Origin of the sequence: Bradyrhizobium diazoefficiens, assembly GCF_016616235.1 — a bacterium.
In the GTDB taxonomy this organism is placed as follows: Bacteria; Pseudomonadota; Alphaproteobacteria; order Rhizobiales; family Xanthobacteraceae; genus Bradyrhizobium; species Bradyrhizobium diazoefficiens_H.
On sequence record NZ_CP067100.1, the window covers coordinates 3,900,266 to 3,926,366 of the forward strand.

The window sequence follows — 26,101 nt, forward strand, 5'->3', positions numbered from 1 at the left end:
ATCCATCATTTCACTGCGCCTGCGGTGAGGCCGCGTACGAAGTACTTGCCGCCGATCAGATAGATCAGCAGGGTCGGCAAGGCGGCGATCATCACCGCGGCGCTCTGCACGCCATGCTGCGGGATATCGGCGACCGCGGCGGAGAGCGCGATCAGCGCGGCGGTGACCGGCTGCTGCTGACCGGTCGTGAATGTCACGCCATAAAGGAATTCGTTCCAGATATGCGTAAACTGCCAGATCACGGTGACGACCAGGATCGGCGGCGAGAGCGGCAGGATGATGCGCCAGAAGATGCGAAAGAACCCGGCGCCGTCGATGCGCGCGGCTCTGATCAACTCCTGCGGGATCGCAACGTAGTAGTTCCGGCAGAACAATGTCGTGAAGGAGAGCCCCTGGATCGTGTGGATCAGGACCAGGCCGGTCAGCGTGTTCATCAACCCCGTATCGCGCAGCACGATGGTCCAGGGCAGCAAACGCATCTGCTGGGGCAGGAAGATGCCGAGCGTGACGATACCGTAAATCCAGCTGTCGCCGCGAAAGCGCCAGAGCGACACCGCGTAACCTGCGACCGCACCGAGCAGGGTGGAGAAGATCGTCGCCGGGATGGTCACGAGCGCGGAGTTCAGCATGTATGGCCGAATGCCGGCGCAGGTCTCGGCGACGCAGAAACCGCTCCAGGCGACGGCATAGTTGCTCCACGCCAGGTGCTGCGGCCAGCCGATCATCGAGCCCTGCGCGATCTCCTCGTTGCTACGCAGCGAGTTCAGCACGACGACCGCCAACGGCGCGAGCCACGCGACAGCGATCAGCGAGACGACGAGATAGATCAGAATCCGGCTTGGGGCCAAGGTTCGCTCACGCATGGATCGCCCGCCGCCGCTGGACATAACGCCACGCCCAATAGGGCAGCAGCACCGCAAGAAGAATGAGCAACATGAGGACTGCCGCCGCCGCACCGCGTCCGAGCAGGCTGCGCTGGAACATCAGGTCATAGACGACGAGGGCCGGCAGCTGGGTCGCAATTCCTGGCCCGCCATTGGTGAGCGCGCGGACGAGGTCGAAGGTCGAGATCGCGAACTGCAACTGGATGACGATGACCGTGATGGTGATCGGCCAAAGCGTCGGCAGGATGACGCGCCGGTACATCCTGATAGGTCCGGCGCCGTCGATCTGTGCGGCCTTGATCAGGTCGGCATCGACGGAGCGGAGGCCGGCGAGGAACAGCGCCATGGCGAAACCCGAGGATTGCCAGATTGCAGCGATGACAATGGTCCAGATCGCCATGTCGCGGTCGATCAGCCAATCAAACCGGAAGGACGTCCAGCCGAGATCGTGGACCAGCTTCTGGATTCCCAAGCCAGGATTGAGCAGCCAGCTCCAGACCGTGCCGGTGACCACGAAGGACACCGCCAGCGGGTAGAGGAAGATCGATCGCAGCAGGTTCTCGCCGCGAATGCGCTGATCGAGCAGGATGGCAAGGATGAGGCCGGTCGCCAGGCTGAGCAACACGAAGGTGCTGCCAAACAGCAGCAAATTGTCGAGGGCGATCTGCCAGTTCCGCGATGCCGCGACCGCCGTATAGTTGCGCAAGCCCACCCAGCCCGTAACAGGGACCAGAGTGGAGGGCGTGAACGAGATCCAGATCGTCCACAGTGAAAACGCGATGAGGTGCGCGGCGGACAACAGCAGCGGCACCCAGATCGCCAGAACTTCGGGCAGCCGGCGGACCATGTCGGAAGCCGCCGGCGGGCCCGGTCTTGTCGAGACGGCGAGGGTCAACGTGCGCCCTCGACGGCGTCAGCGAGGCGTGTGGCCGCTTGGTCGGGCTTGATCGTCCTGTTCTTCACGAACTCCGTGATCACGTCGATCATCGCTGCGGTCATGCCGTTTTCCTGCGCCATGTTGTGTGCAAGGCTGAGGACGGCCTGATTGCTGGCGATCGCGTCTTTCAAGGCTGCTGCGGTCCGCCGTTGACCGTCCGACCAGCCTTCACCAGACAGATCGACATCGGTGCGCACGGGGATCGAGCCCGTGATTTGCGAATACATCGTCTGGATCGCCGGATCCATGACGAGCTGGGCCATCAGCGTCTGGCCGGCTTGCAGGTCCGCCTCCTTGCGCTGCCAGAAGATGAACGCATCCGCATTCAGCAGGAAGACCGGCTTGCCGTTGTCGCTCGGGCCTGGGGCGATCGTGAAGTCCTCGAACTTGAAACCGGCGTTGCGCAACACGCCCTGTGCCCAGCCGCCCATGATCATCATGCCCATGTCGCCATCGATGAAGCGCTTCAGATTGGTCGAAAAGTGCTGGGCGCCGACATTGGGATCCATCCAGTCGGCGATCTTGCGGACCTGCGCGAACGCAGCCTTGATCTCGGAAGCCTTCAGGGCCTTCTCGTCCAGATTCATGATGGCCGCGCGGTATACGGCGGGACTGATGCCCGCCAGGGCGGCCTCGAACTTCTGTCCGTCATCGGGGCGGGTGCCGCCGTTGGCGACAGGATAGGCGACGCCGCCGCCTGATTTCATCTTCTCGGCGAGATCATTGAAATCGGCCCAGGTGACGGGGATTTTGTCGGCCTTGGCCTTGTCCATCGCGCGCTTGGACAGAAACAGCATATTGGTGCTGTAGATCTGCAGCGGCAGCGCGATCCACTTGCCGGCCGGCTTGTGCAATTTTGCAAGATCTGGCGCAACGACCTTTTCGTAACCGGCGGCAGCGACGAGTGCGTCAAGATCGACGGTCGGGGCGATCTTCGACCAAGCCGCGATCTCGGGGCCCTTGAGCTGCGAGCAGGCCGGCGGATCGCCGGCGATGATCTGGGCACGCAGCTTGTTCATCATCTCCGTGGTGAAGCCGGGGACGGGCGAGTGCTGCCAGACGCCGCCCTTCTCCTCGAATTTCTTGCCGAGCGCCGTGATGGCCGCGCCATCGCTGCCTGCGGACCATTGCGAGATCGCGGTCAGGCGCGGCTTGACCGCGCCTTGCGCGCGGGCAAAGGCCGGCAGCGCGAGTGCGGCCACAGATCCTGCGAGCAGACGGCGCCTTGTTGTCGTGATCGGCATGGCAAGTTCCTCCGGGTGTGAAGTCTTGTTGAGCGCTTGAGGCCGCGCGCGTCAGGGCATGTCAGGCGGCCTCCGTCGATGCCGCGGGCATTCCGCCGCGGCTGGCGAGACAGAAGGCGGCGAAGGCGAGGGCGGCTTGCGGATCGTTGCCGTTCGATGGCGGGACGAAGGCGAGCGACACCTGCGCCAGCTTCCGGCCGCCCAAGAGACAGGCGTCGATCCCGTCGATGACCGCCTTTCGATCGTCTTCAGTGAGGGCCGATGGCCATCCGCTGATGACAACCCCGCGGCATGGCTTGACGTTCAATGTGTTGCCGATGGCGAGGCCGAGCCTGAACAGCCGCTGCCGTAATTCCTGGCGCACCCGCGCTGTGAGCGGGATCGTGGTCACCCATTCACTGCCGAGCTGGAGCAATTCAGTTTCGGTGGTGCGCAGAAGCTCGGCCAACGCCGGCAGCGACGTATAGGCTTCGACGCAGCCGTGATGGCCGCAGCGGCACCGCGGTCCGTCCGCACCGAACACCATGTGACCGAGCTCGACCGGCTGCTGCGCATCCTGCTCGATCGGATCGTCCATCCAGGCGCCCGCGACGCCCTGGCCGACGAAGACGAACAGATGCGCGCCGCTGAATGGATAGTCTTCCATGCGGCAGCGGTGAAAAATGGCATGCGCCACTACCGAATTGGTGAACTCGACCGGAACGTCCGCAAACATCTCGCCGCACATGTTGCTGATCCGTCCGATGTCGCAGGGAATGATAGGATTGCCGAACTCGCTGAGCCGGCCGAGGCCGGGAATGGTGATGCCGATCTGCGCAAGCGTGATGCGGCGGCGGCGCGTCCAGTCGCGCAGCAGGGTCAGCGCCTCGCGGAACACCCGGCCGACGGTCTCGACGGTCGGCTTTTCCGGCAGCGGCACGCGCTCGGTGTAGTGCATTGCGCCGGTCATGCCGCCGACGCCGACGCTGAGCCACTGGCCGGTCAGCTCGAGCCCCCCAAGCGCGACCGCGCTGTCGAGCGACACGAGGCCCGTCGGGCCGCCGACGTAAGGGGCAGGGCGCCGCACTTCCTCGATCAGGCCTTCGGCCTTCAGGTCGAACAGGATGCGCGACAGGCTCGCTTCCGACAGGCGCACGGCCTTGGCCAGCGGCGGCCGGAATGAGCCGCCGGACTGAAGGAGATGAGTCAAAATGGCAGCGCGCGTCTGCCGCCGACTTCTCGGCTGCTCCGGCATTTCCATCCCTGTCGTCATTCTTACTTAGTGTAAGAATTTGCGCGCGGAGCATCTGGGCTGTCAAGCGTTTGTCGGCTCGATGCCTCGACTTGTTGTTGTGCGCGGCAGCAAATCGGGCGCATTCGAGGTTGCTGCCATGGCGGTGTCAGCAGTCGGGGAAGATGATCGAGCCAGCAATCAAGCACGTGCGAGGTCTCTCCCAATGGCGCGATATCGACTGCATTGCGTGGGCGCATCCGGCAATTCGTACAAGGTTGCGCTGTTTCTCAACTGTGCAGGGCTCGCTTGGGAGCCGGTCGGCGTCGACTTTGCCGGCGGTGAGACCCGCGATCCTACGTGGCGCGCTACGACCAATGAGATGGGCGAGATCCCGGTGCTCGCGGTGGATGGCCGGCGCCTCAGCCAGTCAGGCGCAATCCTGGAATGGCTTGCCGATACCCACAGTGTGTTCGGTCCGTCGAGTGCAGAGGAGAGATTCGAGACTGCACGCTGGCTGCTGTTTGATAACCACCGCCTCACCGGGAGCTTTGCGGCGCACCGCGTTCTCCACTCCATGACGCCAGAGCCGTCGCATCCGGACGTGCTGGCCTACATGCGGGCGCGGGCGCATGGCGCGCTCTCGATCGTCGAGAAGCATCTCGCTGATCGCCGCTTCATGCTGAGCGACCAGCCGACGATCGTCGATTTTTCGCTGGTTGGGTATCTGTACTACCCGACCGAGGAAACGGGTTTCGATCTTGCCGCGGCGTTTCCGGCGATCAATGCCTGGCGCGGGCGGATTGCCGCGTTGTCGGGCTGGAAGCCGCCTTATGAGATGATGCCGGTAGGACGGTCGTTGCCGGTTTTTCGTACGACAGCGACGCAAACAAAAACGGCGCCATCTTGCGATGGCGCCGTTCCGTAGGGCCTGACGTCCGATCTTACTTCCGATCCTTGATCGCGACGTAGTCGCGGCGGGTGACGCCGGTGTAGAGCTGCCGCGGACGGCCGATCTTCTGATGCGGGTCCTCGATCATCTCGCTCCACTGACTGATCCAGCCGACGGTGCGGGCGACCGCGAACAGCACGGTGAACATCGAGACCGGGAAGCCCATCGCCTTCAACGTGATGCCCGAATAGAAGTCGACGTTCGGGTACAGCTTGCGATCGATGAAGTACTGGTCGCTGAGCGCGATCTTCTCGAGTTCCATCGCCACCTTCAGCATCGGGTCGTCGCCGTGGCCGGTCTCCTTGAGCACGGCGTGACACATCTTCTGCATGATCTTGGCGCGCGGATCGTAGTTCTTGTAGACGCGATGACCGAAGCCCATCAGACGGACTTCGGAGTTCTTGTCCTTCACCTTAGCGATGAACTCGGGAATCTTGTCCACGGTGCCGATCTCGGAGAGCATCGCGAGCGCGGCTTCGTTGGCGCCGCCGTGCGCCGGGCCCCAGAGGCAGGCGATGCCGGCCGCGATGCAGGCGAACGGGTTGGCGCCGGAAGAGCCGGCGATGCGCACCGTCGAGGTCGAGGCGTTCTGCTCATGGTCGGCGTGCAGGATGAAGATCTTGTCCAGCGCGTCGGCGAGCACCGGGTTGATCTTGTAGTCCTCGCACGGCACGGCGAAGCACATGTGCAGGAAGTTCTCGGCGAACTTCAGCGAGTTCTTCGGGTACACGAAGGGCTGGCCGACGGTGTATTTGTAGGCCATCGCCGCCAGCGTCGGGATCTTCGCGATCATGCGCATGGAAGCGATCATGCGCTGCTTCGGATCGTTGATGTCGGTGGAATCGTGATAGAAAGCGGCGAGCGCGCCGACCGCGGCCACCATGATCGCCATCGGATGGGCGTCGCGGCGGAAGCCCTGGAAGAAGCGGGCCATCTGCTCGTGCACCATCGTGTGATGGATCACGCGGTCGTCGAAATCCTGCTTCTGCGCGGCGCTCGGCAGCTCGCCGAACAGCAGGAGATAGCAGGTCTCGAGGAAGTCGCCGTTCTCGGCGAGCTGCTCGATCGGGTAGCCGCGGTATTCGAGAACGCCGGCGTCGCCGTCGATATAGGTGATCTTGGACTGGCAGCTCGCGGTGGAGGTGAAGCCCGGATCGTAGGTGAACAGGCCGGACTGGCCGTAGAGCTTGCCGATATCGATGACATCAGGCCCGACGCTGCCGCTGTGGATCGGGAGATCGAAGTTCTTGTTTCCGACCGTCAGCGTGGCGGTCTTATTGCTCGAGTTTGCGTCCATCAGAGGTCCCCGATGTGTGGTGAAACGGCCGGAGCCGGAGGCCCCAAATGAAGAACGAGGGGCAGGCCGGATGTTCCAGAATGTACGGGGAGATGGGTATATTATTGCTGTGTGCGCTGCAAGATCATGGCAGCCATGGTCCTACTTACGTCGTAGCCAGATCCTTAAGCCGGGCCAGGCTTTCCTCGCGTCCCAGCACGTCCAAAACCTCAAATATGCCAGGTGATGTCGTCCGGCCCGTCAGCGCCGCCCGCAACGGCTGGGCGACCGCGCCGAGCTTGAGACCTTTTTCCTCGGCAAAGGCGCGCAGCGCAGCTTCCGTCGCGGCGCCGCTCCAGGTCTGGACATTCTCCAGCGCGGAATGAAGCTGGCCGATCAGCTTGCGGTTTTCGCCCGTCAGCAAGGCGGCCGCCTTGGGATCGAGCTGCAACGGCCGGTCGGCGAAGATGAAATAGGCGCCGTCGATCAGCTCGATCAGCGTCTTGGCGCGCTCCTTCAGGGCCGGCATGGCCTTGAGCAGCTGCGCGCGCGTGGTGTCGTTCAACTTGGCCTTGATGTCGTCGCGGCTGGGCACGACGTGGTCGAGCACGTCCTCGAATGCCTTCACGAGCGATTGATCGTCGGCGTGGCGGATGTAGTGGCCGTTGAGGCTTTCCAGCTTGGCGAAATCGAACCGCGCCGCGGCGCGGCCGACGCTGGTGAGGTCGAACGCCGCGATCATCTCCTCGGTCGAGAAGATCTCCTGGTCACCATGGCTCCAGCCGAGGCGGACGAGATAGTTGCGGAGCGCGGCCGGCAGGTATCCCATGGCGCGGTAGGCATCGACGCCGAGCGCGCCATGCCGCTTGGACAGTTTCGAGCCGTCCGGGCCGTGGATGAGAGGGATGTGCGACATGCTCGGCAGCGCCCAGCCCATCGCATCGTAGATCTGCTTCTGGCGGGCGGCGTTGATCAGATGGTCATCGCCGCGGATGACATGGGTGACGCCCATGTCGTGGTCGTCGACTACCACCGCGAGCATGTAGGTCGGGTTGCCATCGCCGCGCAACAGCACGAGGTCGTCGAGGTTCTCGTTCTGCCAGACCACGCGGCCCTGGACCTGGTCCTCGATCACGGTTTCGCCGGTCTGCGGCGCGCGCAGGCGGATGGTCGGCCTGACGTCGGAAGGTGCCATCGCTGGGTCGCGGTCGCGCCACATGCCGTCATAGAGGCGTGTGCGGCCCTCAGCTCGCGCCTTCTCGCGCATGGCGGCGAGCTCCTCGGCGGTGGCGTAGCAGCGGTAGGCCTTGCCGTCGGCGAGCAGCTGCTCGGCGACCTCGCGGTGACGGGCGGCGCGGTTGAACTGGTAGATGACATCGCCATCCCAGCCGAGCTCCAGCCACCTCAAGCCGTCCAGAATCGCGCCGATCGCAGCCTCGGTGGAGCGCTCGCGATCGGTGTCCTCGATCCGGAGCAGCATCTTGCCACCGTGCTTCTTCGCATAGAGCCAGTTGAATAGCGCCGTGCGGGCGCCCCCGATATGGAGGAAGCCGGTCGGCGAAGGGGCAAAGCGGGTGACGACGGGATCGGTCATTCTTGGCAGGGCCTATGCATTGGAAGCGGTGGTGTATAGCAGGACCGGAGCATAACTAAAGCCCGACGGCGAACGGCCTAAGGCCGTACTTAAGCCCTTGGCGCGGCCAGCCGAATTTGGCAGAAGGTCCGCTGATTTCCCTACAGGATTATCGCAATGACAGAACCGGTGGCGAACGAGGTTGGGCGCGATTTCATTCGCGATATCGTCCAGGCCGACCTCGATCAGGGGAAATACACGGAGATCGTGACCCGGTTCCCGCCGGAGCCGAACGGCTATCTGCATATCGGCCATGCCAAGTCGATCGCCCTCAACTTCGGCATTGCCCAGGAGTTTCCGGGCCGCTGCCACCTGCGCTTCGACGACACCAACCCGGTCAAGGAAGAGCAGGAATATATCGATGCGATCCAGGCCGACGTGCGCTGGCTCGGCTTCGACTGGGGCAAGAACCTGTTCTTCGCCTCCGACTATTTCGACCGCCTGTATGAATGGGCGGAGCAGCTGATCCGCGACGGTCTTGCCTATGTCGATGACCAGACCCAGGAGGAGATCCGCCTCTCGCGCGGCACGCTGATCGAGCCCGGCAAGAACTCGCCGTTCCGCGACCGCTCGGTCGAGGAGAATCTCGACCTGTTCCGCCGCATGAAGGCGGGCGAATTCGGCAACGGCGCGCGCGTGCTGCGGGCCAAGATCGACATGGCTTCGCCGAATATCAACCTGCGCGATCCCGTGATGTACCGCATCCTGCATGCGCATCATCCGCGCACCGGCGACAAATGGAGCATCTATCCGAGCTACGATTATGCTCACGGCCAGTCGGATGCCATTGAGGGCATCACGCACTCGATCTGCACGCTGGAGTTCGAGGACCACCGGCCGCTCTACGACTGGTTCATCGAAAAGCTGCCGGTGCCGTCAGAGCCGCACCAGTACGAGTTTGCGCGACTCAATTTGACCTACACGCTGCTGTCGAAGCGCGTGCTGACCCAGCTCGTCCGCGACGGTCATGTCGCCGGCTGGGACGATCCGCGCATGCCGACCATGGCGGGCCTGCGCCGGCGCGGTGTGCCGCCAGCGGCAATTCGCGAATTCGTCAAGCGCATCGGCGTCGCCAAAGCCAACAGCGTGGTCGACGTCGGCATGCTGGAGTTCTGCATCCGCGAGGAGCTGAACCGCACCGCGCAGCGCCGCATGGCGGTCTTGAGGCCGCTCAAGGTCGTGATCGAGAACTATGCGGAAGGGCAGACCGAGACGCTCGAGGCGATCAATCACCCCGACGATCCCTCGGCCGGTACGCGGAAAATCACGTTCGGCCGCGAGCTCTTTATCGAGCAGGACGACTTCATGGAGAACCCGCCGAAGAAGTTCTTCCGCCTGTCGCCGGGCAACGAGGTGCGGCTGCGCTATGCCTATTTCGTCAAGTGCACCGGCGTGATCAAGAACGATAAGGGCGAAGTGGTGGAGCTGCGCTGCACCTACGATCCCGCGACCAAAGGCGGCAACGCGCCCGACGGCCGCAAGGTCAAGGCGACCATGCACTGGCTGCCGGCGACAAATTCCGTGCCCGCGGAGATCCGCATCTACAACCAGCTGTTCGCCAATCCGAACCCGGACGCTTCAAACTTCGCCGCAGACCTCAACCCGCAGTCGCTGGAGATCCTCAGTGACGCCCGGATCGAGGCATCGGTTGCCGAGAGCAATGCGACCGAGCCGATGCAGTTCGAGCGCCAGGGCTATTTCGTTCGGGATAAGGATTCGACGCCCGGCAAGCCGGTGTTTTCGCGGACCATCGGCCTGCGCGACACCTTTGCCAAGGAAGTGGCGAAAGGTTGAGACGACAATGAGCAGCGAAGCCGACGCCATCGTTTCCGCCATCATCGCGAAATGGTGCGCCGGCTTCGCCAAGCTCGACGCCGGCGCGCTGTCGTCGCTGTACGCGAAGGACGCGTTCTTCTTCGGCTCCAACCCGAAACTGTACCGGGGCAGGGACGGCGTCGCCGATTATTTCAACGGCCTGCCGCGCTGGCGCAAGCCGAGTGCGGCGTTTTCCGAGGTGAATGCAGCGCAGGCCGGCCCCGATCTGATCAACATGGCCGCAACCATCACGTTCGACCTCGCCGGCGAGCGGAGCGATCTCATCGTCAAGATGAGCTGGGTCATCATTCGCGAAGACGGCGACTGGAAGATCGTCAATCATCATGCCTCATCGCAGGCGCCGCTGATCTGACCAAGGCGCGGCGCACACGGCATCGTCATTCCCGCAACAGAACGAACGCGCGCTCTGTGCGTTGAGGTGGGTCCAACAAGGATCCCGCCATGCAGAACATCGCAGAGCATATGGAAGTCATCGGCGCCGACGGCGTCCATGTCGGCACCGTCGACCGGGTCGAAGGCAATCGCATCAAGCTGACCAAGAAGGACAGCGGTGAGGGCAGCCACAAGGGGCATCATCACTTCATCGACAAGGGCCTCGTCGCCGACGTCGAAGGCAACAAGGTCCGCCTCTCGGCCAAGGCGTCGGTGGCCGTGACGATGGAAGAGGAAAAGTAGGGCGGGCATCCGTCCGTTCCTGATCCGTACCGCTATGCGTCCGCCTGCACGTTCCGGTAGCCTCTGCATCCGTCGCGTATCGTAAGGTGCAGGGGAATGGCGGAGCCGAGCCGGCCGCAGCGTGTCTCGCAAGGGATCGCGGGAACTTGGCCGACGGGCCGGGCCGCATCCGCAGGCGGCTTCGCCCCGGCGGGCTTTGATCTCTGGCCTGCGATCGTCGAGACGCTGCGCCGGTGGGCCGGCGCGGAGGCGGGCGCCGGACGGCTGTTACCGTGGGTGCCCGTCGCCTTCGGCGGCGGCATCGCGCTGTACTTCGCGGCCGATCATGAGCCGGTGCTGTGGGTTGTTGCCGCCACCGCGGTCGCGCTCACGCTTGGCGCGGTCCTGTTGCGGCGGAGCCCGTGGTTTGCGCCCGCGTTTCTCGTCGCGGCGGTCGTGGCCGGCCTCGCCATGGCGACCTGGAAAACGGCGCGCATTTCACACACCGTGCTGACAAAGCCGCTCTATTCGGTCTCGTTGTCGGGTTTCGTCGAGACACGGGATATCCGCGAACGCACCGACCGCTTCGTGCTGCGCGTCACCGCGATGGAGGCGCAGCGCAGCGATGTCCAGCTGGAGCGCGTGCGCCTCTCGGTGCGCAAGGGGACTGCGCCCGAGGTCGGCAGCTTCGTGCAGCTGAAGGCGCGGCTGCTGCCGCCGATCTCGCCGGTGCGCCCCGGCAGCTACGATTTTTCGCGTGACATGTTCTTTCAGGGTATCGGCGCCTCCGGTTTCGTGATGGGCGCGATCACGGCGTCCGTGCCGCCGGATGCCGGCGGCCTGCGGTTGCGCTATGCCGCGTTCATGCAGGGCCTGCGCGATGCGATCGACGCGCGCATCCGCGCCACGCTCGAGGGCGACAATCGCGCCATCGCGACCGCGCTGCTGACGGGGCGGCGCGATGCGATCACCACGCCCGTCAATGACGCCATGTTCATCTCGGGCCTCGGCCATGTGCTCTCGATCTCCGGCTACCACATGGCGGTTGTCGCCGGCGTCGTGTTCTTCGCGGTGCGCGCGCTGCTGGCGCTGATCCCGGGGCTGGCGGCCGGCTTCGCTATCAAGAAATGGTCGGCCGCCGCGGCGCTGGTCGCCGCGGCATTCTATCTGCTGCTGTCGGGCGCGGAGGTCGCGACGCAACGCTCGTTCTTCATGACGGCGGTGGTGCTGATCGCGGTGATGGTCGATCGCCGCGCCATCACCTTCCGCACGCTGGCGGTGGCGGCGCTGATCGTGCTTGCGGTCGCGCCGGAAGCGCTGGTGCATCCGAGCTTTCAGATGTCGTTCGCGGCAACCCTCGGCCTCGTGGCGCTGGTGCAGATCGGCATGCCGAACCTGTTCGCCTCGCCCGATCATTCCGCGACGGCGCGCGTTGCGCTGTGGGGCGGCCGCGAGATCGCGATGCTGTTCATGGCCTCGATGATCGCGGGGCTTGCGACCACGCCCTATGCCGCCTTCCACTTCCACCGCGTCACGCCGTTCGGCGTGCTCGCCAATCTCGGCGCGATGCCGGTGGTCTCGGCGCTGGTGATGCCGGCCGGGCTGCTCGGACTGCTTGCGGCGCCGTTCGGGCTCGACGGCGTGTTCTGGTGGCTGATGGGGATCGGCATCGACTGGATGGTCATGGTTTCCCGATGGGTGGCGGGGTTGCCGGGCGCGGTCGGCCACATCCCGGCGTTCGGCATTGGGCCGCTGATCGCGGCGAGCCTGGGCATCATCGTGCTGGGCCTGTTGCGCACGCCGCTGCGCTGGTCCGGTGCGGTGGTGCTGTTGTTTGCGATCCTCTGGGGGCTGTCGGCGCGGCAGCCCGACATCCTGATTGCCGGCGACGGCCAGAGCGTGGCGGTGCGAGGCGGGGATGGTCGACTGCATCTGATCAGGGCCAGCAAGGACGGTTTTCTGCTCAAGGAGTGGCTGGCTGCCGATGCCGACCCGCGCGATGCCAATACCAGTTCGCTGGCCGACGGTGTCTCATGCGACGAGGCCGGCTGCGTGACAGCGCTGGCCGATGGACGGCTGGTCGCGCTGTCCTTGCGCAGCGAGGCCCTGGCTGACGATTGCAGCCGCGCTGCGCTGGTGGTGACGGCAAGGCCAGCGCCGCCGGATTGCGCGGCGATGGTGGTCGACCGGAAGCGTCTGGCAAGCCAGGGCGCGCTGGCGCTGACGCAAACTGGCGACGGGTTTGCGGTGCGGGCGGTGAAAGCGAGAGGCGCAAACCGCCCCTGGTCGCCGGCGGCTGCCGGCGAGGGCGTTTCCGAACTGACCCTCATGCCGTTATCGAAAGCTCCGCGCGTCCGGGACGCAACACCATCGGAGGCCGACCTTGCGGCTGAGGACTAGGATCTGTTCAACCGATCGGCAGACGCGGAGTTGTCGGCCGGTCGTCGGCACTGACCTGCGGCTTGTGCTCGCGCTCACCGAGCGGCTGGGTCACGGGCAGTTGCAGCACGGTTGCGCGCTGGCCTTCGACGAGCTGCGTCACCAGCACATATTTGCCGTCGGGGAATTCGATCGCATCATGATGACGATCCGGAATGTGCGGATCGATCTTGCCGAACTTGCCGACGCGCGAGTTGATGGTGCGTGTCCAGATCCAGCGATTGTCGTAGCGGACGTTGTCGGCGAAGGCGAGCTCCGTTCCCGGCAGCAGGCAGACCGCAACGGTCGGATCGGCCGCGGAGGCAAAGCCCCGCGTCGAGGTGCCGCGGAATGTTGTCGTCACGATCGTTTCGCCGACCTCGGCGGGGCGCGATGCGACGGCATGCAGGCTGTAATCACACATCGTGGGTGCTCCTCATGCGAAGATAGCAACCCGCGCCTCTGTCTCGGAGGCGCAGGCCTCTATCAGAGTGGAAGCATGAAAGCGTCTGCCCGGTTGTAGGCAAATCTGCGGCTCGCCGCCGCAGCACGTGATCACATTATCTTTCCCGAATCCCCTAGGAACAAAGGCTGCTCCCGTGCATTTGGTGGGCGCGTGTCAGCGGCCAGCCGGCGCCGACCAGCCCAAGTATGGCGAGGCGGGCCGCGATGGCCGCGCGATCGCGTCCAGCGGGAGCGGACAATCATCCGCTCCGATCTCTGATCAGCGATGCCGATCGCAAGCGCGCAAGAAGGCGCGCTCAGTACTTGCGGTATCAGTATTTCCGATAAAGCCCGATCAGCTTGCCTTGGATCTTGACCCGGTTCGGCGGCAGGATGCGCACCTCATAGGCCGCATTGGCGGGCTCGAGCGCGATCGAGGCGCCGCGGCGGCGGAAGCGCTTCAGGGTCGCTTCCTCGTCGTCGATGAGCGCCACCACGATATCGCCGGTGTCGGCGCTCTCGTTGCGTTGGATCAGGGCCATGTCGCCGTCGAGGATACCGGCCTCGACCATGGAATCGCCGCGCACTTCGAGCGCGTAGTGCTCGCCCGAGCCGAGCATGTCGGGCGGGACGCTGATGGTGTGGCTGCGGGTCTGCAACGCCTCGATGGGCGTGCCGGCCGCGATGCGGCCCATGACCGGCACCGCAACGGGACGCTCGCCGTCGTCAGCGGGCGGGCTGGAGGTCGTGCGCACCTTGCCGAGATTGCCCTCGATGACGCTCGGGGTGAAACCGCGGCGGCTGCCGGCGGCGGCCTGGAGCTCGGGCAGCTTGATGACCTCGATGGCGCGGGCGCGGTTCGGCAGGCGACGGATGAAGCCCCGCTCTTCAAGCGCAGTGATCAGGCGATGGATGCCCGATTTCGAGCGCAGGTCGAGCGCGTCCTTCATCTCGTCGAAGGAGGGCGGCACGCCGCTTTCCTTCAGCCGTTCGCTGATGAATCGCAGAAGCTCGTATTGTTTGCGCGTTAACATCTCGACCAAGTCCCCCGGTTGACGCCGTTCGATTCCGAGACGATGAATTCAGCGATAAGTGGCTGCATGCTCGAAACAAATCATGAACGGACACTATATGTTCGATACATGTTCCGCAACTGCTTAATTTACCGTGAACGCGACAAAGTTCGCGGAACGCAGGTGAACGCCGGGGTCAGACGGGCAGCCGCAACACCTCGCAAGCGGTGCCGGCTTCGGCCTTCGGCGCGAATGGCGCGCGCACGAGAAGTGCCTGTGCCGCAGCGAGATTCGCAAGCAGCGAGGAGTCCTGGTGATCGACCGGAAGCGCGATCAGCGTACCGTCGCCGCGCGTCTCCAAACGCGCGCGCAAATAATCCTCGCGCTGGTCATTGGCGCCGACGTCGCGGCCGAGCACGGCGCGTTCGCGGCGATGATGAATCACGGAGCGGCCCGACAGCGCGCGAATCAGCGGCACCAGGAACAGGAAACCGCAAACGTAGGATGACACGGGATTGCCGGGCAGGCCGATCACCCGCATCGCCCCGAGTTGCCCGTTCATCATCGGCTTGCCGGGCCGCATCGCGATCTTCCAGAACGCCATCGCGATGCGCTCGGCCCTCAGCGCCTGCTGGACCAGATCGTGGTCGCCGACCGACGCCCCGCCGGTCGTGATCAGGATGTCGGCGCCGCTCTCGCGGGCGCGGCGGATGCCTGCGGTGGTGGCGTCCAGGGTATCGGCGGCAACACCGAGATCGAGGCTATCGGCCCCCTCGCTGCGCGCGAGCGCGTGCAGGGCATAGCCGTTGGAGTAGACGATCTGGCCGGGGCCGGGCGTGGTGCCCGGCATCACCAGTTCGTCACCGGTGGCGAGGATCGCGACCTTTGGGCGACGGCGGACGGGCAAAAGTGGGTGGTTCATCCCGGCTGCGAGCGCGAGGTCGCGCTCGGTGAGCCTGGCCCCCTTGCGCAGCAGCACGTCGCCTTCCCTGAAGTCGACGCCGGCGGGACGGATGTGCCGCCCGGCAACGGCGGCTTCCTTGATCGTGATGCGCCTGCCGTCCGCGACCGTGTCTTCCTGGATGACGACGGCATCCGCGCCGTTGGGAACGACACCGCCAGTGAAGATCCGCACGGCTTCGCCGGCGCCGACCGATCCCGCAAACGGCCGGCCCGCCGCGACCTCGCCGATCACGGTCAGCTCGGAATCGATTGTCGCTGCATCGGCCGCGCGCACCGCATAGCCGTCCATCGCCGACATCGCCTGCGGCGGCTGTGTGCGCAGCGCCGCGACGTCGCGGGCGAGCACGCGGTGGAAAGCGGCGTCGAGCGCAACCATCTCCTCGGCCAGAGGCTCCGCACCCGCGAGCACGGCGGCAAGCGCATCGGATACCGGCATCAGGGCCACGGCGAACTCCCGCAACAAATCGAAGGACTCGGTCGGCAAGGTTCTAGCCGAGCGGAAGGGACGACGCAAAACGGGCTGCTCGATGAAGCGAGAAGCTACACTTCCTTTCGGCGCTGGCTCGGCTTATCTTTCAATCCATGACAAAACTGCTCGAAAAGGCACTCCAGGCCGTGCGCCAGCTTCCTGCTGATAGCCAGGACGAAATCGCGCGTGCGATGCTGGCGTTGACCGGCAACGCGGGCGAGCCCGAGGAAATTGATCCGGGGCATCTTTCTGCGGTCCTCGAGGGGCTCGCACAAGCCAATCTCCGGGAGTTTTCATCCGACGCCGAGGTCGAAGCCGCATTTCGCCGCTTCGAGCAATGAAACTCCGATTCACACCGCGCGCGACTCAAGATTTGATCAGCATCGCCGATTATGTCCGGGAGCATAGCCCACAAGGTGCGTTGCGCGTGCGCGCTGCGATCCTTGAATCGCTTCAGAATCTCGTTCGCTTTCCGCGACTTGGGAGACCGCAGAAGGTTGAGGGCGTCCGCAAACTGGTGACGCGGCGTTATCCTTATCTTGTCTATTACTCGCTGGACCAGGAGGCCGACGAAGTCGTTATTCTCGCGATCCAACATCCGGCGCGGGACCGCGAGCATTCCGACGCATGAGGAGGCTCACGTTCGCCGCGGCATGATCCGGAAGGCAAGACAGACCGGTACGAGGATGGCCATGGCAAGGATGAGAATGACGAGAGCCACGGCCAGCATCGGTCAACTCCCCGGCTGCTCGTCCGGACTGACGTCGGGCGCTTTGGGGCTTTGATCCTTGTCGGGCAGCGGATCGGCCTGCGACTTCAGGTCCGCGGCCTTGCTGATCAGCTTGGCGGAGAGTTCAGAATCCGAGGTGGTTCTGGCGAATTTCATCAGCAGGGAGGCCTGCTTGGTGAGGTAGGTTTTGCCCAACACAATGATAAGTCCGATGTAGAATTCCCAACGGACTGATGAGTCCGGGAGGCAGGCATTCGTTCCGGGAACTCTGTACAAAAATGTACAAAGTGACTTGGTTCCTCATTCTGCGCCAAATTGGTTCCACGACGAACGGACCGTGGGCGGGATCGAACCCGCGGTCAAATCCCAAGGGATTTGAGCGCATTGCCGACGTCGGTTGGCGAGGTCACATGCACCGCGGTTAGGCCGCGGGCGCGTGCTCCCTCGATGTTCTCGGCAAGATCGTCGAAGAATACGATACGGTTGGCCGGCACGCCGATCGCAGCGACGACATGGTCGAAAGCCTCCGCGTCGGGTTTGCGCAGGCCGATACTGGAGGACAGGTAGAGTTCGCGGAAATGACCGAGCAGGGCGGCATATTCCTTCGAGAAATAGTCGACATGCGGCCGGTTGGTGTTGGAGAAGGCGTAGAGCGGCATGTGCCTCGCCGCGCGCGGCAACAGCTCGGCGACATCAGGCATCTCGCCGGCGAAGATCGCGTTCCAGCCCTCCAGGAATTGCGCATCCGAAATGCCGATGCCCAGCGAAGTGCGCAGCGAAGCGAAATAGTCCTCGTCGCTGATTTTGCCGATCTCGTGCAGCCGGTAAGCCTCGTCGCGCACATAACGCGCGACGATGGCTTCGGGCTTACATCCGGCATGTCCCGCCCAGCAAGCGATCGCCTTGGAGAAGTCGATGTCGAGCACGACGCGCCCGAGATCGAATAGAAGCGCATCGGCGCTGCCGGGGGAGAGCGGGGTCACCTGCATCCTTTCACTTCAGTATCGGTAGGGGTCGTGGTCGAACAGCGGGAACGCGCTGAACACGCTCGGCGCATTGGTCGCGGCCGCCGCATGCAGGCACGATTTGCTGACCTCGGCGAAGGAGGTGGCGCCCAAAAGCCCGAGGCAGCGCAGCACCTCGTCCTCCAGAAGTTCCAGCATTCGCGTCACGCCGGCCTCGCCGGCCGCTGCCAACCCCCAGCACTGCAGCCGGCCGATGCCCACCATGTCCGCGCCCGCTGCGATCGCCTTGACGATGTCGGTGCCGCGGCAGAAGCCGCCATCCACCATGATTTTTGCGCGGCCCTTCACCGCCTCGACGATCTCAGGCAGTACATGCATGGCGCCGCGGCCGTGGTCGAGCTGGCGTCCACCATGGTTGGAGACGTAGATCCACTCGACGCCGTGGTCGACCGCGATCTGCGCGTCCTCGGCGGTGGCGATGCCCTTGAGGATCAGGGGTATTTTGAACTTGTCCTTGATCATCTTCACGGTCCGCCACTCCAGGCCCTTCTGGAAATCGCCGCCGGTGGCGCGCAGCCGGCTCTCGCGGACATAGCGCTTGGCGATGTCACGTTCGCGACGGCTGTAATGGGCGGTGTCGACGGTCAGGCAGAACGCGGCATAGCCGTTCTTCTCGCTCCTCGTGACGACATCGGCGACGAAATCGTCATCGCCGCGGACATAGAGCTGATAGAGCCGCAGCGCATCGGGGGCCGCCTCGGCGGTCTTCTCAAGGCCGGGCTCCGACACCGAGCTCAGCATGTGCGCCGCACCGAAGGTGCCGGCCGCGCGTGCAACACTGGCGGCGCCATGCGGGTCGAAAATCTCCAGTGCGCCGACCGGAGCGAGCACCACCGGCAGGCGCATCCTGCGGCCGAACAGCTCGACCGAGCCATCGACCTTGCGCACGTCACGCAGCACGCGCGGGCGGAAGGCGATCTCGTCCAGCGCCATGCGGTTGCGGCGCATCGTGGTCTCGGTCTCGGCGGCGCCGACGATGTAGTCCCAGGCATTCTGGTTGAGGTTGGCACGCGCCTTCCGGATCAATTCGTGCAGATTCTGGAACGGCTCGTTGCTGGCGCCGAGCTCGACGTTCCGTTCCGGCCGGATCCGGGGTGCTTCGTTCATTGTTATCCTCCCGATAATTTGAAGCCTTGTGTCATCGCCTAACCCGTCCCGCCCTGCAAAACCATCCTAAAATCGCATAGCTGCGAGGCGGAGGGCGGGCCGACCGATTCCCGCCTTGCGTAAAACGGTTTCTGAACGTTGCCAAAAGTTTAGGTCCCGGCGAAGGGATTTTTGCGGCGTACCCGCCGGCGTGGCGGCCCGGCCATGAAGAAACCCGAATGATATTGTGAGAAACAGGCCGGACCGCCATTTGCATGGCGTCCCTCAGCCCAAGCAAGAAGGCCAACTGATCCATGCGGAAATCCCTGCTGTTCCCCCTGGGCGCGCTCACTGGTGCGTGTCTGACCCTTCTTGTAGCCACCCCGCACGGCGGCGTATGGGCGGCCCGGGCGGCGGCGAGCGCGGATGATGCCTATTCCAAGCTCAATCTGTTCGGCGAAGTGTTCGAGCGGGTGAAGGCGAGTTATGTCGAGAAGCCCGACAATTCCAAGCTGATCGAGGGCGCGATCACCGGCATGGTGACATCACTCGACCCGCATTCGCGCTACATGAACGACAAGGCCTGGACCGAGATGCAGGAGACCACCTCCGGCGAGTTCGGCGGCCTCGGCATCGAGGTCACGATGGAGGAGGGCCTGGTCAAGGTGGTCTCGCCGATCGACGACACGCCGGCATCCAAGGCCGGCATCATGTCCGGTGACCTCATCAGCAAGATCGACGGCGAGGCCGTGCAGGGCATGACGCTCGAACAGGCCGTCAACAAGATGAAGGGCCCGGTCGACACCAAGACCAAGCTCACCATCGTGCGCAAGGGCGCAGACGCGCCGCTCGATGTCGCGATCACGCGCGAGATCATCCACGTGCGCCCGGTGCGCTTCCACGTCGAGAACGGCGATATCGGCTATATCCGCGTCACCTCGTTCAACGAGCAGACGACCGACGGGCTGAAGAAGGCGATCGCCGCGATCTCCAAGCAAATCCCGCAGGAGAAGCTCGTCGGCTATGTGATGGACCTGCGCAACAATCCGGGCGGACTGCTCGACCAGGCCGTTTCGGTGTCGAGCGCGTTCCTGCAGCGCGGCGAGGTCGTCTCGACCCGCGGCCGCAATCCGGAAGAGACCCAGCGCTTCACCGCGCATGGCGGCGATCTGATCAAGGGCAAGCCGCTGGTCGTTCTGGTCAATGGCGGCTCCGCCTCGGCTTCCGAGATCGTGGCGGGCGCGCTGCACGACCACAAGCGCGCCACGATCATCGGCACGCGCTCGTTCGGCAAGGGCTCGGTGCAGACCATCATCCCGCTCGGCGCCGGCAACGGTGCGCTGGCGCTGACCACGGCGCGCTACTACACGCCGTCGGGTCGCTCAATTCAGGCCCAGGGCATCGCGCCCGATATCGAGATCCTCCAGGACGTGCCGCCGGAGCTGAAGGGCCGGATGGATACCATGGCCGAGTCGCAGATGCGCGGCCATCTGTCGGCCTCCGACGGCAGCGAGCAGACCGGATCGCAATCCTACGTGCCGCCGAAGGAAGAGGACGACAAGGCGCTGCATGCCGCGTTCGACTTCCTGCACGGCGTCACTGCGAACGCGGTTGCCGCCAAGCCCGCGCCAAAGGCTGCGGTGCCGAACTAGGCGCTTTACGACTGCGAGACATTGATCGCCCGGGAGTGGATAACCGCTCCCGGGCGATCTTGTTTGGCCCGCTGTCTCAGTGATCCAGGCTACATTCGGCCCTAACCCGCCTCGCGGCGGCGGCTGTCGCTGCCTTCCCGCTCGGCAAGCCGGCTGCGATGGAGCGCGAACAGCTCCAGCACCTTGTCGGCCGGTTTCGCCGCGCTGAACAGATAGCCCTGCATCTCCGAGCAGCCGAGCGCGCGGAGCAGCCGCTGCTGCTCCTCGGTCTCGACGCCCTCGGCCGTGGTGGTCATGCGGCGCGCGGCCGCCAGGTTGACGACGGCCTGGACGATGCTGGCCGAGCCGTCGGGGCCGGCGATGTCGTTGACGAAGCAGCGGTCGATCTTGATCTTGTCGAACGGGAAGCGGTGCAAATAGCTCAGCGATGAGTAGCCGGTGCCGAAATCGTCGAGCGCGATGCGCACGCCGATGGCGCGGAGCTGGTGCAGGATCGCGAGCGCCGCATCGTCGTCGCGGATCAGCACGGCTTCGGTAATCTCGAGCTCGAGCCGGCTCGCCGGCAGATTGGAGGCAGCGAGGGCCGACATGATCTTCAGCGCCAGCGTGCCGCTCTTGAACTGCACCGGCGAGACGTTGACGGCGAGACGGATGCCGTCGGGCCAGCTTGCAGCGTCCCGGCACGCAGTCGCCAGCACCCATTCGCCGATCTCGTTGATCAGGCCGGTGTCCTCGGCGATCGGGATGAATTCGGCCGGCGAGACCATGCCGCGCTCGGGATGGCACCAGCGCACCAGCGCCTCGCAGCCGGTGATGCGCTCGTCCTTCAGGCCGAGGCAGGGCTGGTAATAGACCTCGAGACCACCATGGGCGATGGCGTGGCGCAGGTCGATCTCGAGCTGGCGCCGCTCGTGCACCTTGGCGTCCATCTCCGGCTCGAAGAAGCGATAGGTGCGGCGTCCGGCGGACTTGGCGGCATACATCGCCATGTCCGCATTCTTGAGGATCTGGTCGAGCGCCGTGCCGTGCTCCGGCGCCAGCGCGATGCCGATGCTGGCATCCGTAGTGAGATGATGGCCCATGCAGTCGAACGGCATGCGGATGGCCTCAAAAACCCGTGCGACGAGCTCGTTGACCTGGTCCGGCGAGGTCACCGCGCTCTGCACGATGGCGAACTCGTCGCCGCCGAGCCGGGCCACGAAATCCGCCGGGCCAATGCACCGGCGCAGGCTCTGCGCGATCGATTTGAGCAGGTCGTCGCCGACGAGATGGCCGAGCGCATCGTTGACGCCCTTGAACTCGTCGATGTCGATGTAGTGCACGGCGAGCTGTTCGCCGCCTGCGACGGCGGCCAGCTCGCTGCGCAGATGCTCGTGGAACATGGTGCGGTTGGGCAGGTCGGTGAGCGCGTCGTAATGGGCGAGGTGGGTGATGCGCTCCTCGATGCGGCGGCGCTCGGTGATGTCCTCATGTGTCGCCACCCAGCCGCCGTCGGCAAGCGGCTCGTTGAGGATGTGGATCGAGCGGCCGTCGGCGGTGTCGACCACCATGGAGTTGCGGACATGAATGTCGCGCAGCACCCGCGCGACATAGTCGTCGACGTCGCCGGTGAAGGAGCCGGTCGCTCTGCGATGGGCGATGATGTCATGGAAGCTGGAGCCGGGCTTCACCACGTCCGCCGAAAGTCCGTACATCTCGATGTAGCGCTGGTTGCAGACGACGAGCCGCCGCTCGGCATCGAACAGCAAAAGACCCTGCGTCATGTTGTTGACGGCGCGGTCGAGGCGCTGCTTTTCCAGCGTCAGCAGCTCGCGGGAGGCGCGGTGCTGCTCAAGCAGCTTGCGCACGATCGCGATCAGCACGCCGGCGATGGCGAGCGCGGAGGCGCCGGCGACCGAGATCAGGATGCCGATCTGCTCGCGCCAGTCGGTCAGGGCCGCCGCCCGCGTCGTGGTGGCCATCATCAGGATCGGGAAATGGGGCAGGGCGCGGGCCGAGATCAACCGGTCCTCGCCGTCGACGGGGCTCGTGAGGTGGCCGGCGAAGTGGTCGAGCCCGAACACCCGCTGCTGCTCGAATGGGCCGGTCTTGAAATTGCGCCCCATCATTTCGCCGGAATGAGGATAGCGGGCGAGCAGCGTGCCGTCCCGGTGCAGCATCGAGATCGTCGCGCCTTCGCCGAGCAGGACGGAAGCGAAGAATTTCTCGAAATTGGCGGGCTCGATGCCGCGTCCGACCACGCCCATGAATTCGCCGTTCGGCCCCACGATCCGGCGGACGATCAGGATGGTCCAGGCGCCGGAGATGCGACTGTGCAGCGGCTCGATCAGGATATCAGGCGAATAGGGATCGTATTTGAAAGTGCGGAAATAGGCGCGGTCGGCGACATTCACTTTCGGGGCCGGCCACGCCGTCGACGAATTGATCACATTGCCGTCGACGTCGATGACGTTGACGCCCCCTATGTAGGGCAGGGCCTCGATCTTCGCACGCAGCATCCGGTGGATATCCTGGCCGGAGAGGCGTTTGCGATAGTCTTCGGCAGTGGTGATTCCGGTCGTACGGACGTGATCGACAAAATCCTTCTGGATAACCGCGAAATCCTGCAATTGCTGATCGAAATGATGGGCGAGCAGCAGCACGGTGTTTTCCAGCTCGCGGCCGGAATTGCGCAGCGCGCGCTCGCGGAAATTCTGCGCCATCAGCGTCGCGCCGACGGCGATTGCCGCAATCAAAAGCGTGCCGCCCACCACCAGCCAGCGGATCGGTCCGCTGCGCGCGAAGGCCTGGTCAAAAAGACGACTGCCTATTCTTGTCATCATACCGGATCATCGCCGTACACACGTCAGGGTCAATTCTCGACCCTGAAGACATCCGTTGGTTTACGGGAACGGTGTGGAGGCGAAGTTAGGAAGCGCGGTTAATGCGACATGAATGGCCGCGCGCAAATGCAATCGATCGAAAGCTCGGCGCAAAATTCGGGCCGATCAGCTCGCCGCTGAAGTGACGGTGACGGTGCGTTTTCCGCTACGCGCCAATACTGCTATCGCGATCAGCGCCGCGATGATGTTCGCGGCCGCGCTGAGCATGATCGGCAGTGCATAGCTGTGGCTCCAGTCATAGGCAAAGCCGGCTGCGCTTGGGCCGACCAGCGTGCCGAAGGCGACGCTCGTGTAGAGAACGCCGATGATGCCGCTGACGTTGCGTCCGCCAAAATAGTCCATCACCACTGCCGGCAGGACCGCGACCCAGCCGCCGTAGAACACGCCATAGACGAAGGCGAAGGCGGCGAGTGCCCAGACATTTGCAGCGACGGCCCAGATCACCATCGCGAATGCCATGCCGATCAGCACCATGATGAGCGAGCGGTCGCGGCCGGTCCGGTCGGCAAGCGCGCCGAGAAAGAACCGCCCTGCGGTGCTGCCGGCCCCGACCATCCCGAGCAACAGCACGGCAAAGGATGCCGCGATCCCGTGGTCGCGCGCGTAGGGTACAAGATGGACGAACGGAACGAAGGCGCCGAAGGAACAGACCAGGCACGACATATAGAGACCGACAAAGCGCGTCGATCGCACGGCTTCCCGTACCGAGGCGCCGCCTGCATTCGTGACAGCGGAGGCTTCGTGGGGTGAATCACCGTCCGGGCCGAGGCCTCGGTCCTTCGGATCGTTCTCGATCAGCAGCGCGAGCCCACCACCGAGCATCAGGGTGATTGCGCCCAGCGCCAGATAGGCGCCGCGCCAACCGACCGATGCGATCAGCAGTGAGGCAAGTGGAGGCATCGTCAGTGTGCCGAGCCCGATGCCGCTGACCGCGAGACCAGAGGCAAAGCCGCGGCGCCGCACGAACCAGCGCTGCACCGCGCCGATCGCGGGAACATAGGCGCAGCCGACGCCAATGCCGACGCCCAGCCCATAGGCGAGATAGACCTCGACGAGCGAACGCGCCGCGCTTGCGGCGGCGAGCCCGACCGCGACCAGGATCATGCCGGCGACCGCAAGCGGCCGCGAGCCGAACCGATCGGCAAGTGGACCACTGATGAGGCCGAGCGCGAAATAGAGAAAGCCGGCGATCGAAAACACCAGCGAGATCGAGCCGCGCGAGGCGCCGAAGTCGCGTTGGAGCGGCTCGAGAAATGCGCTGAACGTATAGGCGGAGCCAAAGCCGACGAACATGACGGCGAATGCCGCTGCGACGACGAACCAGCCGTGGAAAATGCCCCGACGAGCCTGCGTGGATTGAATGGTCAATGTTGCCTCCGCGAGGTGAGGGAAGGATGGCGACGATGCCAGGACGTCGCCCGCTGGAATGCGGCGCCGGAGCGGACCAGGACGGCTTCGCCGAGATGGGCCGCAACGAGCTGGAACGCGACCGGCATTCCGTCGGCCGATACGCCGCCCGGCAGCGTGATCGTGGGATGGCCGGTCATGTCGAACGGGCAGGTGTAGCGCTGCAGCTTTGCGATCAGGTCCGGCCGTTCGCCGAGCGTGCTGATCATGGCGAGCGTCACAGGCGGCAACGGGTGCACCGGGATCAGCAGCAGGTCGATGATCTCGAACAGCGCAGTCACTCGCCCGCGCAGCGCGAGCCGCCGCAGCAGGATCTTCTGATAGTCGAGGGCGGAGAGCGCTCGACCGGCCTCAATCACCGCGGCGAGGATCGGGCCATACTCGTCCTTGCGGGCGGGATAGGTCGCCTCGTGCGCGACCGCAGCCTCGATCGCGCAATTCGGCGTCCAGTCGGCGATCGCTTGCGTCACGTCGGGAAATTCGACATCAACGATGTCAGCGCCGAGCGAGCGGAAGGCATCGATAGCGTCCGTCAGCACGCGCTGAGCCGTGACGTCCACGTCGTCATTGTTCCAGGCCGCGTCGACACCGATCCGCAAGCCGCGCATGTCCTGCGCAGCGGCGGCAAGGAAGTCGGGCACCGGATCGCACAGCGATGTCGGATCGTTCGAGTCGTATCCTGCGATCACGCCGAGCAGCACGCCGGCATCAGCCGCGCTGCGAGCGATCGGACCGACATGGTCGAGCGTCGCGGCCAACTCGAACGCACCGTGGCGGCTGACGCGCCCCCAGCTGGGCTTCAGTCCGCTCAGGCCTTGGGCCGCCGACGGCCATCGGATCGAACCACCGGTGTCGGAGCCGAGCGAGGCGAAGCAGAGCCCGGCGGCGGTCGCGACCGCCGAGCCGCTGGATGAAATGCCCGGCCAGTAAGCCGCATTCCAGGGATTCTTCGGCGGCGTCACCGCCGGATGGTGATCGGCATAAGCGCCCTCCGTGAGCTGCACCTTGCCGAGCACCACGGCGCCGGCGTGCTTGAGCCGCCGCACGACTGTCGCATCGTCACCGGGACGAAAGTCGCGATGAAGCGTCGTTCCGGCCGCTGTCGGAACGCCTTTGGTCCAAAACAGATCCTTCAGCGCTATCGGCACGCCGTGCAGCGGGCCCCGATATCGGCCATGTGCGATTTCGGCATCCGCTGCCTTCGCCGCTGCGATAGCCGTTTCCGCCATCACGTGGACATAGCTGCCAAGCTCGCGGTCGAGATCGTCGATACGGCCGAGCTGCGCGCGAGTCACCTCGATCGCGGAGATATCGCGCGCCTTGATGCGCGCCGCGAGCTCGGTGAGTTCGAGATAATGAAGGGCATCGGTCACGGCTCGCATTCTC

Annotated in this window: 23 protein-coding genes; 8 read left to right on the plus strand and 15 right to left on the minus strand. The window is 64.7% G+C overall.

Going from position 1 to position 26,101, the window contains the following annotated elements:
- Positions 1–5: 5 nt before the first annotated feature.
- The 4 genes from JJB99_RS18470 to JJB99_RS18485 all read right to left on the minus strand — a co-directional run bounded on the left by JJB99_RS18470 (position 6) and on the right by JJB99_RS18485 (position 4,305).
- Entirely contained in the window at positions 6–863 is an 858-nt protein-coding gene (locus tag JJB99_RS18470) for a carbohydrate ABC transporter permease (protein WP_200493778.1), read from the minus strand.
- Positions 856–1,779, minus strand: coding sequence for a carbohydrate ABC transporter permease (locus tag JJB99_RS18475; RefSeq protein WP_200493779.1), 924 nt, complete (start codon positions 1,777–1,779; stop codon positions 856–858). The genes JJB99_RS18470 and JJB99_RS18475 overlap by 8 nt, the downstream gene beginning before the upstream one ends.
- Complete coding sequence (locus JJB99_RS18480) at positions 1,776–3,065, minus strand: ABC transporter substrate-binding protein (RefSeq protein ID WP_200493780.1); 1,290 nt, start codon at positions 3,063–3,065, stop codon at positions 1,776–1,778. Before JJB99_RS18480 ends, JJB99_RS18475 begins: the two co-directional genes overlap by 4 nt.
- Positions 3,066–3,126: 61 nt before the next feature.
- Positions 3,127–4,305 carry an ROK family transcriptional regulator gene (locus JJB99_RS18485; RefSeq protein WP_200493781.1) on the minus strand — a complete coding sequence of 393 codons (1,179 nt, stop codon included), beginning with the start codon at positions 4,303–4,305 and terminating at the stop codon, positions 3,127–3,129.
- A 31-nt stretch (positions 4,306–4,336) separates the two neighbouring features.
- On the opposite strand from JJB99_RS18485, the gene JJB99_RS18490 reads away from it, so the two are divergent.
- Complete coding sequence (locus tag JJB99_RS18490) at positions 4,337–5,203, plus strand: glutathione S-transferase family protein (protein WP_246774918.1); 867 nt, start codon at positions 4,337–4,339, stop codon at positions 5,201–5,203.
- A 16-nt stretch (positions 5,204–5,219) separates the two neighbouring features.
- Here the strand turns inward: JJB99_RS18490 and gltA are convergent, their stop codons facing one another.
- On the minus strand, positions 5,220–6,524 hold the full coding sequence (gltA, locus tag JJB99_RS18495; protein ID WP_200493782.1) for a citrate synthase: 1,305 nt from the start codon (positions 6,522–6,524) through the stop codon (positions 5,220–5,222).
- Between the two features lie 145 nt (positions 6,525–6,669).
- Positions 6,670–8,097 (minus strand): glutamate--tRNA ligase, encoded by a 1,428-nt coding sequence (gene gltX, locus JJB99_RS18500; RefSeq protein WP_200493783.1) that lies wholly within the window; start codon positions 8,095–8,097, stop codon positions 6,670–6,672.
- A 156-nt stretch (positions 8,098–8,253) separates the two neighbouring features.
- On the opposite strand from gltX, the gene JJB99_RS18505 reads away from it, so the two are divergent.
- From JJB99_RS18505 to JJB99_RS18520, 4 genes are all read left to right on the plus strand, one after another.
- Positions 8,254–9,930: a glutamine--tRNA ligase/YqeY domain fusion protein gene (locus JJB99_RS18505; RefSeq protein WP_200493784.1), complete on the plus strand. Its 1,677-nt coding sequence runs from the start codon at positions 8,254–8,256 to the stop codon at positions 9,928–9,930.
- 7 nt (positions 9,931–9,937) lie between these two features.
- Complete coding sequence (locus tag JJB99_RS18510) at positions 9,938–10,324, plus strand: SgcJ/EcaC family oxidoreductase (RefSeq protein ID WP_200493785.1); 387 nt, start codon at positions 9,938–9,940, stop codon at positions 10,322–10,324.
- An 89-nt stretch (positions 10,325–10,413) separates the two neighbouring features.
- A complete protein-coding gene (locus tag JJB99_RS18515; protein ID WP_024341296.1) occupies positions 10,414–10,647 on the plus strand; it encodes a DUF2171 domain-containing protein in 234 nt (77 codons plus the stop codon).
- 96 nt (positions 10,648–10,743) lie between these two features.
- Positions 10,744–13,026: a ComEC/Rec2 family competence protein gene (locus JJB99_RS18520; protein WP_200493786.1), complete on the plus strand. Its 2,283-nt coding sequence runs from the start codon at positions 10,744–10,746 to the stop codon at positions 13,024–13,026.
- A 7-nt stretch (positions 13,027–13,033) separates the two neighbouring features.
- Here JJB99_RS18520 and JJB99_RS18525 read toward each other — a convergent pair whose 3' ends face one another.
- From JJB99_RS18525 to JJB99_RS18535, 3 genes are all read right to left on the minus strand, one after another.
- Positions 13,034–13,468 carry a hypothetical protein gene (locus tag JJB99_RS18525; protein WP_200493787.1) on the minus strand — a complete coding sequence of 145 codons (435 nt, stop codon included), beginning with the start codon at positions 13,466–13,468 and terminating at the stop codon, positions 13,034–13,036.
- 352 nt (positions 13,469–13,820) lie between these two features.
- Positions 13,821–14,522 carry a transcriptional repressor LexA gene (gene lexA / locus JJB99_RS18530; protein WP_200493788.1) on the minus strand — a complete coding sequence of 234 codons (702 nt, stop codon included), beginning with the start codon at positions 14,520–14,522 and terminating at the stop codon, positions 13,821–13,823.
- A gap of 175 nt (positions 14,523–14,697) precedes the next feature.
- Complete coding sequence (locus JJB99_RS18535; protein WP_200493789.1) at positions 14,698–15,909, minus strand: molybdopterin molybdotransferase MoeA; 1,212 nt, start codon at positions 15,907–15,909, stop codon at positions 14,698–14,700.
- Positions 15,910–16,046: 137 nt separating this feature from the next.
- Between JJB99_RS18535 and JJB99_RS18540 the strand changes: the two genes are divergently transcribed.
- Both JJB99_RS18540 and JJB99_RS18545 read left to right on the plus strand, forming a co-directional pair.
- Positions 16,047–16,274 (plus strand): hypothetical protein, encoded by a 228-nt coding sequence (locus JJB99_RS18540; protein WP_200493790.1) that lies wholly within the window; start codon positions 16,047–16,049, stop codon positions 16,272–16,274.
- Between the two features lie 32 nt (positions 16,275–16,306).
- Complete coding sequence (locus JJB99_RS18545; protein ID WP_246774919.1) at positions 16,307–16,564, plus strand: type II toxin-antitoxin system RelE/ParE family toxin; 258 nt, start codon at positions 16,307–16,309, stop codon at positions 16,562–16,564.
- A gap of 102 nt (positions 16,565–16,666) precedes the next feature.
- On the opposite strand, the gene JJB99_RS18550 is transcribed toward JJB99_RS18545, so the two are convergent.
- The 3 genes from JJB99_RS18550 to JJB99_RS18560 form a co-directional block, all read right to left on the minus strand.
- Entirely contained in the window at positions 16,667–16,861 is a 195-nt protein-coding gene (locus JJB99_RS18550; protein ID WP_200493792.1) for a hypothetical protein, read from the minus strand.
- 161 nt (positions 16,862–17,022) lie between these two features.
- Positions 17,023–17,652: an HAD-IA family hydrolase gene (locus JJB99_RS18555; RefSeq protein WP_200493793.1), complete on the minus strand. Its 630-nt coding sequence runs from the start codon at positions 17,650–17,652 to the stop codon at positions 17,023–17,025.
- Between the two features lie 9 nt (positions 17,653–17,661).
- A complete protein-coding gene (locus tag JJB99_RS18560; protein ID WP_200493794.1) occupies positions 17,662–18,795 on the minus strand; it encodes an alpha-hydroxy acid oxidase in 1,134 nt (377 codons plus the stop codon).
- 293 nt (positions 18,796–19,088) lie between these two features.
- Between JJB99_RS18560 and JJB99_RS18565 the strand changes: the two genes are divergently transcribed.
- Positions 19,089–20,426, plus strand: a complete 1,338-nt coding sequence (locus tag JJB99_RS18565) for a S41 family peptidase (RefSeq protein WP_200493795.1) — start codon at positions 19,089–19,091, stop codon at positions 20,424–20,426.
- Between the two features lie 101 nt (positions 20,427–20,527).
- On the opposite strand, the gene JJB99_RS18570 is transcribed toward JJB99_RS18565, so the two are convergent.
- The 3 genes from JJB99_RS18570 to JJB99_RS18580 all read right to left on the minus strand — a co-directional run bounded on the left by JJB99_RS18570 (position 20,528) and on the right by JJB99_RS18580 (position 26,097).
- Positions 20,528–23,248, minus strand: a complete 2,721-nt coding sequence (locus JJB99_RS18570) for a bifunctional diguanylate cyclase/phosphodiesterase (protein WP_200493796.1) — start codon at positions 23,246–23,248, stop codon at positions 20,528–20,530.
- A gap of 165 nt (positions 23,249–23,413) precedes the next feature.
- On the minus strand, positions 23,414–24,676 hold the full coding sequence (locus JJB99_RS18575) for an MFS transporter (RefSeq protein WP_200493797.1): 1,263 nt from the start codon (positions 24,674–24,676) through the stop codon (positions 23,414–23,416).
- A complete protein-coding gene (locus tag JJB99_RS18580) occupies positions 24,673–26,097 on the minus strand; it encodes an amidase (protein ID WP_200493798.1) in 1,425 nt (474 codons plus the stop codon). Before JJB99_RS18580 ends, JJB99_RS18575 begins: the two co-directional genes overlap by 4 nt.
- Between the last annotated feature and the right edge of the window lie 4 nt (positions 26,098–26,101).